Genomic DNA, 14,737 nt, shown 5'->3' on the forward strand with positions numbered 1-14,737 from the left:
CCCCTTCCACCTCTCCGCCGACCCTCGAATCGATGCGCGCGGACATCGCGGGCCAGCTCGACCTCGACCCCTCGGCGGTCACCGACCACGCCGACCTGATCAGGCTGGGGCTCGACTCGCTCCGCGCGATGAGGCTGGCGGGGCGGTGGCGGCGCGCGGGAGCCGGCATCGCGTTCGCCGAGCTGGCGACGGAGTTCACGCTCGCGGCCTGGTGGTCGCTGGTCAGCTCGCGGCTGTCCCCGCCGGTGGACGCCGCCGCGCCGGAGCCGGTCGTGGACGAGGCGGCGCCGTTCCCTCTCACCCCGGTCCAGCTGGCGTACTGGATCGGGCGCGGCGACGGGCAGGTCATCGGTGGCGTCGGCTGCCACGCGTACCTGGAGTTCGACGGCTGCGGCATCGACCCGGCGCGGCTGGAGCGGGCCGTACGCGCCCTGATCGACCGGCACGGCATGCTGCGCGCGATCTTCCACGACGACGGCACCCAGCAGATCACGGACACCAGCCCTTGGCCCGGCCTGACCGTTCACGATCTGACGGAGCTTGGTGAAGTGGCCGCCGAGGCCGTCAGGGAGCGGCTGTCGCACCGCCGCTTCGACGCCTCCAAGGGAGAGGTGTTCGACGTACGGCTGTCGCTGCTGCCGGGGGGCCGCTCCAGGGTGCACTTCGAGGTGGACTTCCTGGTCGCCGACGTGCTCGGGCTGCAGATCCTGCTGCGGGACCTGGCCATGCTCTACCTGGACCCGGACCGGCCGCTTCCCGGGCTGGCCTGCTCGTTCCCCCGGTATCTCGCGGCCCGCGACGCCGAACGCGCGGCACGGCGCGTACGGGACCAGGAGTACTGGCGCGGCCGGCTGGACGAACTCCCCGGCGCGCCCCAGCTGCCCCTCGCCGTGGAGCCCGGCCGGATCGCCCACCCCCGGTTCGTCCGCCGAGAGAGGTGGCTGCCCCTCGACTCGTGGCGGCGGATCCAGGAGCAGGCCCGAGCGTACGGGCTGACCCCCGCCATGGTGCTGGCCGCCGCCTACGCAGAAGTGCTCGCCGCGTGGAGCGGCGAACCGCGCTTCCTGCTCAACCTGCCGCTGTTCGACCGGGACGAGACCGTGCATCCGGACGTGGCCCACCTGGTCGCGGACTTCACCAACCTGATCCTGCTGGCCGCCGACCTGTCCGAGCCGCAGCCGTTCGCCGAGCGCGCCAGAACCCTCCAGGCCCGCTTCCGCGCCGACGCGCGGCACACCGGGTACTCCGGCGTCGAGGTGCTCCGCGACCTCGCCCGGGGCGGCGAGCACACCGGGGCTCCGGTGGTGTTCGCCTGCAACCTGGGCACCGAACTGATCGTCCCGGAGGTCCGCGAGGCCTTCGGCACACCCGGCTGGATGATCACGCAGACGCCGCAGGTGTGGCTTGATCACCAGATCAACGAGTACGACCACGGGCTACATCTGGCGTGGGACGCGGTGGAGGAGCTGTTCGCGCCGGGTGTGTTGGATGCGATGTTCGCCGCTTACGGGGGGTTGCTGGATTGGTTGGCGGAGGGGGATTGGTCGGTTGCGGCTCCGGTGGGGTTGCCTGCTGATCAGGCGGTGGTGCGGGATCGGGTGAACAGCACGTCGGGGCCGTTGCCTGAGGGCGTTTTGCACGGGCGGTTCTTTGAGCGGGCGGATCGTGAGCCGGATCGGGTGGCGTTGATCGCTGACGGCGAGGTGGTGTCATACGGCGCGTTGGCCGATCAGGCACTGCGGGTGGCGGGGCATCTGCGGGGAGCCGGGGTTGGGCCGGGCGATGCGGTGGGGGTGGTGTTGCCCAAGGGGCCGGATCAGGTTGCGGCGGTGTTGGGTGTCCTCGCCGCTGGTGGGGTGTATGTCCCGGTTGGGGTGGATCAGCCGGTCGCGCGGCGGGAACGGATCTTGTCGCGGGCGGGTGTGTGTCACGTCCTGACGGGTCTACCTGGGGAAGCGCGACGGTTGGCTGAGCCGGTGGCGGTCGCGCCGGATATGTCGGCGTATGTGATCTTCACGTCGGGGTCGACGGGGGAGCCGAAGGGAGTGGAGGTTTCTCATCGGGCGGCGCTCAACACGATCGAGGACATCAACCAGCGCTTCGGTGTGGGGCCGGACGATCGCGTCCTGGCGGTGTCCGCGTTGGACTTCGACCTGTCGGTGTATGACATCTTCGGCCTGCTGTCCGTGGGTGGCGCGCTGGTACTGCCCCGAGAGGACGAACGGCGCGATGCCCAACGCTGGGCGGAGCTGTGCGCCGCGCACGGGGTGACGATCTGGAACACCGTCCCGACCTTGCTGGACATGCTGCTGCACACCGCGGCTCCGAGTCTGCGGTTGGCGTTGGTGTCGGGTGACTGGGTGGGGTTGGATCTGCAGGCGCGGCTGGCCGCCCAGAGTGGGTGCCGGTTGGTGGCGTTGGGTGGGGCGACGGAGGCGGCGATCTGGTCCAACGCGTGGGAGGTGGACCGCGTCCCGGCGCATTGGACGTCGATCCCGTACGGGCTGCCGCTGCGGAATCAGCGGTACCGGGTGGTGGACGGGCGCGGCCGGGACTGCCCCGACTGGGTGGCAGGGGAGTTGTGGATCGGCGGCGCCGGCGTGGCGGTCGGTTATCGGGGTGACCCGGAGACGACGTCGGCCAAGTTCGTCGAGTGCGGGGGCGAGCGGTGGTATCGGACCGGGGATCTGGGCCAGTACTGGCCGGACGGCACGCTGGAGTTCCTGGGGCGGGCCGATCAACAGGTGAAGATCCGGGGGCATCGGATCGAGTTGGGCGAGATCGAGGCGGCGCTGGAGGCGTCTCCGCAGGTGGCTCGTGCGGTGGCGGTCGCGGTGGGGGATCGGCGGCAGCGCCGGTTGGCGGCGTTCGTCACTCCTGAGGACGTCGATCTGGACAAGTTGCGTTCGTTCCTTTCTGATCGGCTGCCCGGCTATGCCATCCCGCCGACGATCAGCGCGCTCGAAAGGCTGCCGCTGACCGCCAACGGCAAGATCGACAGAAGTGCACTCACCACCCTGGTCAGCGAGACAGCAGAGAGCACGGTCGAGGAGCCGCCCGTAGGGCCGGCCGAGACCGTGCTCGCCAAGATCTGGGCCGATCTGCTCGAACTCCCGGCCGTGCAGCGTACGGACAGCTTCTTCGCCCTCGGCGGCGACTCCCTGCTCGCCACCCGCATGATCGCGCGCCTGCGTGTGGAAGGCGTCGCCGATGCCAGGCTGAGCCTGCTGTTCGAGACGCCCGTACTGGCGGACTTCGCGGCCACCTTCACCATGGGAGAGGCGGCCGCGCCCGCTCCCGCGCTGGTCCCGGACGTCGAGCACCGCCACGACCCGTTCCCGCCCACCGAGGTGCAGCGGGCCTACTGGCTCGGCCGGGCCGAGCACTTCACGCTCGGCGGCGTCGGCTGCCACTTCTACACCGAGTTCGACGGCGACATCGACCTCGACCGGCTGGAAACGGCCTGGAACCTGCTGATCGAGCGGCACGAGATGCTGCGCGCGGTCTTCGACCAGGACGGGCTCCAGCGCATCCTGCCCGAGGTGCCGCGCTTCGCCGTCGCCGCCGTCGACAGCGTCGAGCAGCTGCGCGAGCAGATGTCGCACCAGGTGCTCGACGTGTCCAGCTGGCCGCTGTTCGACGCGCGGGCCGCCCGCCACGACGGCGGGGTACGGCTCGGCGTCAGCTTCGACAACATCATCGTCGACGCGCTCAGCATGATGGTCTTCTTCGCCGAACTCGACCAGCTCTACCACGACCCCGCGACCGTCCTGCCGCCGATCGAGGTGTCGTTCCGCGACTATGTGCTCGCGCAGGCGCCCGATCCCGCGGTCTTCGAGACGGCCAAGGAATACTGGGCCGCCCGGCTGCCCGAACTGCCGCCCGCCCCCCGGCTGCCGCTGCGCGTGGACCCGGCGATGATCGACCGGCCCCGGTTCGCCCGCCGCGAGTTCCGGATGCCGGCCGAGCGGTGGCGTACCGTCACGGATCTGGCCAGGCGGCACGAGCTGACCCCCGCCACCGTGCTGGCCGCCGCCTTCGGCGAGGTCCTGGGCAGGTGGAGCGGCCAGGAGGCGCTGACGCTCAACCTCACGCTGTTCGACAGGCGGGAGGTCCATCCCGACATCCACCGCGTGCTCGGCGACTTCACCTCCCTCCTGCTCGCCGGCTACCGGCCGGGAGCCGGCTGGCTGGACGGGGCGCGCGGGCTGCAGGAAGAGGTGTGGCGCGGGCTCGAGCACGGCGAGGTGTCGGCGGTCTGGGTGATGCGGGAGCTGGCCAGGCGGAACGACTCGATCGAGATGACCATGCCGGTCGTGTTCACCAGCACGCTCGGCGTCGCCGGCGACGGCGCGTTCGGTCCCTCCTTTGCCGAGCAGGTCTGGGGTGTGTCGCAGACCCCGCAGGTCTGGCTGGACAGCCAGGTGGGGGAGGTCGAGGGCGACCTGCTGGTCCGCTGGGACGCGGTGGAGGAGTTGTTCGCGCCGGGTGTGCTGGATGCGATGTTCGCCGCTTACGGGGGGTTGCTGGAGTGGTTGGCGGAGGGGGATTGGTCGGTTGCGGCTCCGGTGGGGTTGCCTGCTGATCAGGCGGTGGTGCGGGAGCGGGTGAACAGCACGTCGGGGCCGTTGCCTGAGGGCGTTTTGCACGGGCGGTTCTTTCAGCGGGCGGATCGTGAGCCGGATCGGGTGGCGTTGATCACTGACGACCGGGTGGTGTCGTACGGCGCGTTGGCGGATGAGGCGTTGCGGGTGGCGGAGCATCTGCGTGCGGCTGGGGTCGCCCCGGGCGATGCGGTGGGGGTGGTGCTCCCGAAGGGGCCGGATCAGGTTGCGGCGGTGTTGGGTGTCCTCGCCGCTGGTGGGATGTATGTCCCGGTGGGCGTGGATCAGCCGGTCGCGCGCCGGGAACGCATCCTGTCGCGAGCGGGTGTGCGCCACGTCCTGACCGAATTGCCCAAGGAAGCGCAACGGCTGGCCGAGCCCGTGGCGGTCATACCGGATATGTCGGCGTATGTGATCTTCACATCGGGGTCGACGGGGGAGCCGAAGGGGGTGGAGGTCGCTCATCGGGCGGCGTTGAACACGATCGAAGACATCAACCAGCGCTTCGGTGTGGGGCCGGACGATCGCGTCCTGGCGGTGTCCGCGTTGGACTTCGACCTGTCGGTGTATGACATCTTCGGCCTGCTGTCGGCGGGCGGTGCGCTCGTCCTGCCGCAAGAAGATGAGCGGCGGGACGCGCAGGCTTGGGCCCGGTTGTGCGCCGCGCACGGGGTGACGATCTGGAACACCGTCCCGACCCTGCTGGACATGCTGCTGCACACCGCGGCTCCGAGTCTGCGGTTGGCGATGGTGTCGGGTGACTGGGTGGGGTTGGATCTGCAGGCGCGGCTGGCTGCTCAGGGCTCGTGCCGGTTGGTGGCGTTGGGTGGGGCGACGGAGGCGGCGATCTGGTCCAACGCGTGGGAGGTGGATCGGGTCCCGGCGCATTGGACGTCGATCCCGTACGGGCTGCCGTTGCGGAATCAGCGGTACCGGGTGGTGGACGGGGGCGGCCGGGACTGCCCGGACTGGGTGGCGGGAGAGTTGTGGATCGGCGGCGCCGGGGTGGCGGTCGGTTATCGGGGTGATCCGGAGACGACGTCGGCCAAGTTCGTCGAGTGCGGGGGCGAGCGGTGGTATCGGACCGGGGATCTGGGTCGGTACTGGCCGGACGGGACGCTGGAGTTCCTGGGGCGGGCTGATCATCAGGTGAAGATCCGGGGGCATCGGATCGAGTTGGGCGAGATCGAGGCGGCGCTGGAGGCGTCTCCGCAGGTGGCTCGTGCGGTGGCGGTCGCGGTGGGGGATCGGCGGCAGCGCCGGTTGGCGGCGTTCGTCACTCCTGAGGACGTGGATCTGGACAAGTTGCGTTCGTTCCTTTCTGATCGGCTGCCCGGCTATGCCATCCCGCCGACGATCAGCGCGCTGGAAAGGCTGCCGCTGACCGCCAACGGCAAGATCGACAGAAGCGCTCTGGCCACCCGGTTGGAACCGCTGCCGGATGACGACCCCCCACGCCCGGGCACGGAGGCGCTGCTCGCCGAGCTGTGGGCCGAGCTGCTGGAGATCCCGCCCCCAGGCCGTGGTCAGAGCTTCTTCGCCCTCGGCGGTGACTCCCTGCTCGCCACCCGTTTCGCCGAGATCGTACGGCGGCGGCTCGGCGTGGAGCTGTCCCTGCGCCGCTTCTTCGCCACTCCCACCATCGCCGACTGCGCCGAGGCGATCGGCCTGACGGCGGACGACACCCAAGAGACGGAAGAGGGCGTGCTGTGACCCAGGCACCGGCCGTACACGAACTCATCGCCGACACGGAGGCCGCGGGGATCCGGCTGTGGGAGGACGACGGCAGCCTCCGCTTCCGGGCGCCCAAGGGAGCGCTGACCGAGGAACGGCGCGCGGCGCTGATCGGCGCCAAGCCCGAGATCATCGCGCACCTGCGCCGCGAGTCCGAAGCCGAGACGGTCCGGCCCGACCCCGAACGCCGCCTCGAGCCCTTCCCGCTGACCGACGTGCAGCAGGCCTACCTGCTCGGCCGCAACGACGCGTTCGGCTACGGCGGAGTCGCCTGCCACGGCTACGTCGAGGTCTCCTTCCCCAGGCTCGACCCGGAACGGGTGCAGGCCGCGTGGCGCGCCCTGATCGCCCGCCACGACATGCTCCGCGCCGTGATCCACCCCGACGGCCACCAGCAGGTGCTCGCCGGGATCCCCGGCTACGAGGTCCGCGTGACGGACCTGCGCGGTACGGACCCGGAGGAGCGGCTCGCCGCCGTCCGCGAGGAGATGGCGCACACGGTCTACCCGGCGGGCAGCTGGCCGCTGTTCGAGCTGCGGATCTCGCTCACCGATCGCGGAGCCCTCCTGCACGCCTCGATCGACCTGCTCATCGCCGACTACGTCAGCATCCAGCTGCTGCTCGGCGAGCTGCACCTGCTGCACGAGAACCCCGACGCCGACCTGCCACCCGTCCCGGTCAGCTTTCGCGACTGCCTGCTGGCCCTGCGCGCGCAGCGCGAGAGCGCCCGCTACGACCGGGACCGCGCCTACTGGTGGGGGCGGATGGACGACCTGCCGCCGGCGCCCGAACTGCCCGCGCTCGACCAGGCCGCCGCGGACGCCCGGTTCCTGCGGTGGGAGAGCAGGGTGGAGCCGGAGGAGTGGGCGCGGTTACGCACCCGGGCCGCCGCGGCCGGCATCACGCCGTCGCAGGCCGTGCTGGCCGCCTACGCCGAGGTCATCGGGAGGTGGAGCCGCCGGCCCAGGTTCACGCTCAACCTGACGCTGCTCGACCGCCCGCCGCTGCACCCGTACATCGACCAGGTCGTCGGCGACTTCACCACGCTCAACCTGCTCGCCGTCGACACCACGCCCGGCCGCTCCTTCGCCGAGCGTGCCCATGCCGTCGGCCGGCAGCTCTTCGCCGACCTGGAGCACCGCCGCTGTGGCGGCATCGAGGTCATACGCGAGCTGGCCCGCCGGCGCGGCCGGGACGCCGCGCTCATGCCGGTGGTGTTCACCAGCGCCATCGGCCTCGGCCGTGACGACGCCGAGCACGGCACGCCGGAGTACGGCATCAGCCAGACGCCCCAGGTGTGGATCGACTGCCAGGTCAAGGAGCACCGCGGCGCGCTGCTGGTCAACTGGGACGTACGCGCGGGGGTGTTTCCCGAAGGGCTCGTGGACGACATGTTCGCCGCCTTCACCGCGCTCCTGCACGGCCTGTCCTCGGACGAGGCCTGGTCGTCCGAGGACCCCGTCGAGCTGCCCGGAGCGCAGGCACGGCGTCGCGCCCTCGTCAACGCCACCGCCGCGCCGCTCCCGGACGGGCTGCTGCACGAGGAGGTCGTGGCCCAGGCCCGCCGCACACCGGAACGGACCGCCGTCGTCACGGGCGCCGGCTCGATCACGTACGGCGAGCTGCTGGGCCGGGCGGCCGCGGTGGCGCGGGCGCTGCACGAGGCGGGGCACCTGCCCGGCGAGATCGTCGCCGTGGTCATGGACAAGGGCGTCGAGCAGGTCGTGGCCGTGCTCGGCACGCTGCTGGCCGGCGGCGCCTACCTGCCGGTCGACACCGGTCAGCCAGCGGCGAGGCGAGACCGCATCCTCGCCGACGCCTCGGCCCGCCTGGTGCTCACGCAGTCCTGGCACGCCGAGAACGACTGGATCGCCGTCGACACCCTCCCGCGGGCCCACGCCGAGCACGACCGGATCGCCGGCCCCGCCCTCCCACCGGCCCACGCCGAGGAGGGCGGCGCCCGGCGGCACCCTGATGACCTGGCCTACGTCATCTACACCTCGGGCTCGACGGGCGTGCCCAAGGGCGTGATGATCAGCCATCGCGCCGCCCGCAACACCATCGACGACATCAACGCCCGCTTCGGCGTCGGCCCGGACGACCGCGTGCTGGGGCTGGCCAACCTGGGGTTCGACCTGTCGGTCTACGACATCTTCGGACCGCTCGCCGTCGGGGCGGCACTCGTGCTGCCGGACCCGTCACGGCGGGGCGACCCGGCCCACTGGGCCGAGCTCGCCGCCGGGCACGGGGTAACCGTGTGGAACTCGGTGCCCGCGCAACTCCAGATGCTCCAGCACTACCTGGACGCGGAGCCCGGGGCGGAGCTGCCCGCGCTGAGGCTGGCGATGCTGTCGGGCGACTGGATCCCGGTGGCGCTGCCCGGCCAGATCCGCCGCCGCGTGCCGGAACTGGACGTGATCAGCCTGGGCGGGGCCACGGAGGCCGCGATCTGGTCCATCTACCACCCCATCGACGGCCCGCTGCCCGGCTGGGTGAGCGTCCCGTACGGCAAGCCGCTGGCCAACCAGACCTTCCACGTGCTCGACGCCGCCATGCGGCCCTGCCCCGACTGGGTGCCGGGAGAGCTGTACATCGGCGGCTCCGGCGTGGCGATGGGCTACCTCGGGGATGAGGGCAGGACGGCCGAACGCTTCGTGCGCCACGGCGGCGAGCGCCTCTACCGCACCGGCGACCTCGGCCGCTACCGGCCCGACGGCAACATCGAGTTTCTCGGCAGGGAGGACTCCCAGGTCAAGATCCGCGGGCATCGGATCGAGCTGGCCGAGGTGGAGACCGCGCTGCAGGCACACCCCGCGGTCGCGGCCGGGACCGTGATCGTGGACGGCGACCGCGCACTGGAACGCCGCCTGATCGCCTTCGCCCAGGCCGCGCAGAAGGACGACGGCACGCCGGCCGAGCGGACCCGAGAAGGCGGCGCGCCGGATGCGGGGGCTGGGCGGGGTGGCGGGTCGGACGCGGGGGCTGGGCGGGGTGGCGTGCCCGATGTCGTGGGAGCGGCCGAGGTGGCGGCGGTCGCGGCACTGGAGGGTGTCGACCTGGCGCGCGTCGTGGCGGTGGCCGAGACGCTCGACGAGATCGCGCTCGCGTCGATGGCGGCGGCGCTCCGTACGGGCGGCCTGTTCGCCACCGAGGACGGCCACGGCCTTGAGGAGATCCTGGCCGCCGCGCGGGTCGCGCCGGACCACCACCGGCTCGTCCGGCGCTGGCTCGCCGCGCTGCACGAGCGCGGACGGCTCGACCGCGACCCCGATGGACGGTATCGGAACCTGCGCGGGGACACCGGCGTGGAGCCGCTGTGGCGCCGGGTCGAGAGCCTGACCGAGGGGCTCGACTACGGGGCCGAGCTGATCGGGTTCCTGCGGGTCAGCACCACGCACCTGCCCGAGCTGATACGCGGCGAGCTCGACGCCCGCGAGCTGCTGTTCCCCGAGGGCGACGTCGGGACGGCCGAGGGCGCGTACAAGGACAACGTGCTCAGCAGGTACGTCAACCGCATCGTGCGCGCGGTCGTCGGCCGCGTGGCCGAGCAACACACCGGCGGGCCGCTGCGCGTCCTGGAAGCGGGCGCGGGCGTGGGCGGCACCAGCGCCGAGCTGATCCCGGAGCTGGCCGGACACCAGGTCGAGTACGTCTTCACCGACCTGTCGCGGTTCTTCCTCACCCAGGCCGCCGAACGGTTCGCGGACCACCCGTGGGTGCGTTACGGCCTGTTCGACATCAACGCCGACTACCGCGCCCAGGGATACGAGCCGAACTCCTTCGAGGTCATCCTCTGCGCCAACGTCCTGCACAACTCCCACGACGCCGCCGCCGTGCTGGCCAGGTTCCGCGAGCTGCTGGTGCCCGGCGGGTGGCTGGTGTTCATCGAGACCACCCGCGAGCACGTCCAGATCATGAGCTCGATGGAGTTCCTGATGAACCCGCACGACTACGCCGACGTGCGGCAGGGCCGCGACCGGACGTTCGTCACCCGCGACGAGTGGCTCGACCTGCTGCGCGGGGCAGGGGCCCGCACGCTCGCCTGCCTGCCCGGGCCGGGCGACCCGCTGGCCTCCCTCGGGCAGTGCGTCTTCGCGGCCCGCTTCCCCGACGACCGGGAGCGGATCGACCTGGCGGAGCTGCGGGCGTTCCTCGCCGAGCGGCTGCCCGACTACATGCTTCCGGCCCACGTCCAGGTGGTCGACGAGCTGCCGCTGACGGACAACGGCAAGATCGACCGGGCGCGGCTGCGTACCCTCCTGCCCAGTACGGCCGGCGAGAGCGCGCCCGGCGGCGAGGAGCCGCGCGACGACCTCGAACGGCGGCTGGCCGCCCTCTGGGCCCAGCTGCTCGGGCTCCCGCGCGTCTACCGGGACCAGGACTTCTTCGCGCTGGGCGGCGACTCCCTGCTGGTCACCCGCCTGGCCGGGCGGGTGCGCGAGGAGCTGGCGGAGGCGAGCGGCTTCTACTGGGACAGCCTGGTCCGGCAGCTCGTCAACCAGCCGACCGTCGCCGCGCTGGCCGCCCACCTGCGCCAGGCCCGCGACGAGCGCGAGCAGGGGCTGCCGAGAACGCACGCCGGCCCGCTGGTACGCCTGTCAGGTGACGGGGGCGACGGTTCGGTGCGGGTGCTGCTTCACGACGGCACCGGCACCCTGACCCCGTACCGGGCGCTCGTCCCCGAGCTCTCCGGGACGCCCCTGCTCGGCCTGGTGATCAACGACGCGGAGCGCTACCTCGAGCTCGACCCCGCGCAAACGGTGGAATCGCTGGCCGGATCGTACGCGCGGCTCCTGCTCAAGGAGGGCGCGGCCAGGTACCACATCGTGGGTTACTGCATGGGCGGCCTCATCGCCACCGAGGTCGCCCGCCGCCTCACCGAGAGCGGCGCGGTCGTCGACGGGCTCACGGTCATCAGCAGCTCCCGCTTCCCCTACCGGATCAGCGACGAGCTCATGCTGGAGTACGGCTTCGCGCAGGCCTGCGGCCTGGACCCGGCGCGGCTCGGCTACCCCGGCGGAGACCTCGCCCGGGCCCTGCGCGCCGTGCTCGAATCATCGCCCGGACACGTACGCGAGGGCAGCCTGGCCGCGCTCGCCGGCAGCGCGGATCCCGGCCTCGCGCAGATCGGCCGCCACTTCGCCGAACTGGCCACCACCTCACCCCCGGACCGGCTGGCCGCCGTCGCCCGCGCCCTCGGCCATCCGCCCGAGCGGGTGGACCTGGCCTACCGGGTCTTCCGGCAGAGCTTCACGGCCGTCACCCATTACGACCCGGAGCCGTACGCGGGCGACATCACGTTCCTCCGCCAGCGCGGCGTCACCAACCTCGTGCCGACCCTGCAGGACGACATGACGGCCTTCTGGCAGAACCTCTGCCTGGGCCGGCTCACCGCGCTCGACATCGAGGGCGACCACTTCAGCTGCCTCAGCGGGCCGTACGCGGCCGACGTGGCGAAACTGGTGACCGAGGTGACAGAGGTGACCGCGTGATCGGCGTACTCGGCGGCTATGGCGCGGTCGGCGGCACCGCGGCACGCCTGCTCGCCGGGCGCGGCCCACGGGCGGACGGAGGGGAGGCCGATCACCCGGGTGTGCGCGTCGGCGGGCGGGACGGGGCGGCGGCCCGGCGTTTCGTCGACGCGGAGCTGGGCGGGCACGGCGAGGCGTGGCAGGTGGACGCGCTCGACGCTGCCGAGCTCGCCCGGTTCTGCGCGGGCTGCCGGGTCGTCGTCAACTGCGCGGGCCCTTCCTACCTCCTGCGGGACCGGGTGGCGCGGGCCGCGTTCGCCGCCGGGGCCGACTACGTGGACGCCGCCGGTGACGCCGCCGCCTTCGCCCAGCCGGCCGGGACAGGCACGCAGGGACGTACGGCGGTGCTGTCGGCGGGAATGCTCCCCGGCCTCACCGGACTCGTGCCCCGCCACCTGGCCGGCCTCGCCTCGGCTGCCCTGACTCCGAACGCCGAGCACGGGCGTGGCTGCGGGCTCCGGCTGGACGTCTACACCGGCGGGCTGGACCGGCTCACCCCCGCCGCCGCCGGTGACTTCCTGCTGGCCGGACAGGAGGAGCGGGGCGCCGCGCTGGCCGCGTGGCGTGACGGCGCCAGGGTCGCCCGTGCCCTCACCCCCGTCCACGACGTCCAGCTTCCCTACTTCCCCGGACCGGTCACCGCCTACCCCTACCTGAGCGCCGAGGCGGAGCGGGTGGCCGTGGAGCTCGGGCTGGCGCAGGCCCGCTGGTACAACGTCATCGCCGGCGACGGCGTCCTCGCCGCCGCGAGCACCGCCGGCCAGGCCGCGGACCTGACGCGCGCGGCCGAGCTCGAACTGGCCGGGCGCACCCCGTACTACGTCCTGCTCTTCCAGCTCAGCGGCCCGCACGGCACCCGCACCCTGGCACTGCGCACCCGCGACTCCTACGCGCTCACCGCCGCGGTCGCCGCCCACGCGGCCATGGCGGTGCTCCGCGGCGACGTCGCGGCGGGGCTCCACCACGCCGACGCCGTGCTCGACCCGGCCCGGGTGCTGGCGGACCTGGAGCCCGTGGCGAAGATCGAGATCACCGACGCGGTGGCGCCGATCGACCTGGTCGCGCCGGTGTTCGAGGAGGGCGCGCTGTGAAGCGGGTCGTGGTGTGCGGGACCAAGTTCGGCCAGATCTACCTCTCCGCGCTGCGGGACGGCCCCTTCGAGCTGACCGGCGTCCTCGCCCGCGGCAGCGCCCGATCCGCCGCGTACGCCGAGGAGTACGGCGTCCCGCTGCTCACGGACCCCGACCAGGTGCCCGAGCTCGCGGACCTGGCCTGCGTGGTCGTACGGTCGGGAGTCGTCGGGGGAGAGGGCAGCGAGCTGGCCGGCGCCCTGCTGGCCCGCGGCGTGCACGTGCTGCAGGAGCATCCGCTGCACGCCGACGAGCTGGCCCGCTGCCTGCGCACCGCCCGGGCCGCGTCCGCCGTGCACCACGTGAACACCCTGTACGTCCACCTCGACCCGGTACGCCGGTTCATCGAGACAGCCCGCCGCCTGTTCGAGCTCCAGCAGCCCCTCTACGTGGACGCCGCCTGCAGCGTCCACGTCGCCTACGCCCTGTTCGACATCCTCGGCCGCGCCCTGGGCGCGTTACGCCCGTGGACGTTCACCGCCACGGCCCCCGGCACGCCCTTCACCTGCCTCACCGGGACCGTCGGCGGCGTGCCGCTGACCCTCCGGGTGCAGAACCAGATCGCGCCCAACGACCCCGACGCCCACCTGCACCTGCTCCACCGCGTCACGGTGGGGACGGAGGGCGGCAGCCTCACCCTGGTCAACACGCACGGCCCGCTCGTGTGGAGCCCGCGCATGTACGTCGGCCGCGACGCCGACGACCGCTTCGCCACCGGCGCGGACCACCTGCGCCTGCCCAGCGCCACCACCATCGGGCCGGCGCACGCGCCCACCTTCCACGACATCGTCACGTCCCTGTGGCCCGACGGCGTCCGGCGGGCGCTGTCGGAGCTGCGCCAGGACGCCGAGGAAGGGCGGGATCCGCTGCGGCAGGGCCAGTACCACCTGACGCTCAGCCGCCTCTGGCTCGACGCCACCGCCGCGATCGGCAGGCCCGAACTGCTGGTCCAGACGGCACCCCGACCCCTGTCCGCCGCGGAGCTCACATGAACTGGTTCCACTGTTACCGGCCCAGGCCGTACGCCGGGCTGCGGCTGTTCTGCTTCCCCCACGCGGGCGGCTCCGCGAGCTTCTACCGGAGCTGGCATGGGGACGCGCCGCACTCCGTCGAGGTACGCGCCGTGCAGTACCCGGGACACGGCGATCACCGCGCCGCCCCGCTCGTGGACGACGCCGTCCACCTCGCCAAGCTCGTCACCGACGCCATGGCGCCGCTGCTCGACCGGCCGGTCGCGCTGTTCGGGCACAGCATGGGTGCCCTGATCGCGTACGAGGTGGCCCGCGCGCTGGAGGCCAGGGGCAGGGGCGTGACGCACCTGTTCGCCTCCGGCCGGCACGCCCCTCACGAGCACCGCCCCGGCGACACGCACGCCCGCTCCGACGACGAGCTGGTGGACGAGCTGGTCCGGCTCGGCGGCGTGGAGCGGGAGCTCATGGACGATCCGGATATCCGTGAGCTGGCCCTGCCCGCCGTACGCAATGACTACCGGGTCGACGAGACCTACCGGCACCGGCCGGGCGGCGTGCTCGCCTGCCCCGTCACCGCGCTGCTCGGGAGCGACGACCCCGAGGTGACCGCCGGGCAGGCGGCCCGATGGGGCGAGCTCACGAGGGACCGATTCGCCGTCCGCGTGATGGAGGGCGACCACTTCTACCTCGTGCCGCGGCAGGGTGACGTGATCGCGGAGCTGTCCCGCGCCGTCGCCACCGCGTGGCCGTCCACACCCTGAGGAAGG

The 14,737-nt window shown here is 72.5% G+C and carries 5 protein-coding genes; all 5 read left to right on the forward strand.

Annotated elements, in window-relative coordinates; genetic code table 11:
• Nucleotides 1–32 precede the first annotated feature (32 nt).
• The 5 genes from ACIBI9_RS42080 to ACIBI9_RS42100 are packed head-to-tail and all read left to right on the forward strand — an operon-like array spanning nt 33 to nt 14,731.
• Nucleotides 33–6,317 (forward strand): amino acid adenylation domain-containing protein, encoded by a 6,285-nt coding sequence (locus tag ACIBI9_RS42080; RefSeq protein WP_397231102.1) that lies wholly within the window; start codon nt 33–35, stop codon nt 6,315–6,317.
• Nucleotides 6,314–11,830: an amino acid adenylation domain-containing protein gene (locus ACIBI9_RS42085; RefSeq protein WP_397231104.1), complete on the forward strand. Its 5,517-nt coding sequence runs from the start codon at nt 6,314–6,316 to the stop codon at nt 11,828–11,830. The genes ACIBI9_RS42080 and ACIBI9_RS42085 overlap by 4 nt, the downstream gene beginning before the upstream one ends.
• Nucleotides 11,827–12,960, forward strand: coding sequence for a saccharopine dehydrogenase NADP-binding domain-containing protein (locus ACIBI9_RS42090; RefSeq protein ID WP_397231106.1), 1,134 nt, complete (start codon nt 11,827–11,829; stop codon nt 12,958–12,960). The genes ACIBI9_RS42085 and ACIBI9_RS42090 overlap by 4 nt, the downstream gene beginning before the upstream one ends.
• Nucleotides 12,957–13,991 carry a Gfo/Idh/MocA family oxidoreductase gene (locus tag ACIBI9_RS42095; RefSeq protein ID WP_397231108.1) on the forward strand — a complete coding sequence of 345 codons (1,035 nt, stop codon included), beginning with the start codon at nt 12,957–12,959 and terminating at the stop codon, nt 13,989–13,991. Before ACIBI9_RS42090 ends, ACIBI9_RS42095 begins: the two co-directional genes overlap by 4 nt.
• Nucleotides 13,988–14,731, forward strand: a complete 744-nt coding sequence (locus tag ACIBI9_RS42100) for a thioesterase II family protein (RefSeq protein WP_397231110.1) — start codon at nt 13,988–13,990, stop codon at nt 14,729–14,731. Before ACIBI9_RS42095 ends, ACIBI9_RS42100 begins: the two co-directional genes overlap by 4 nt.
• Nucleotides 14,732–14,737: the final 6 nt, after the last annotated feature.

The organism is Nonomuraea sp. NPDC050451 (assembly GCF_044458585.1).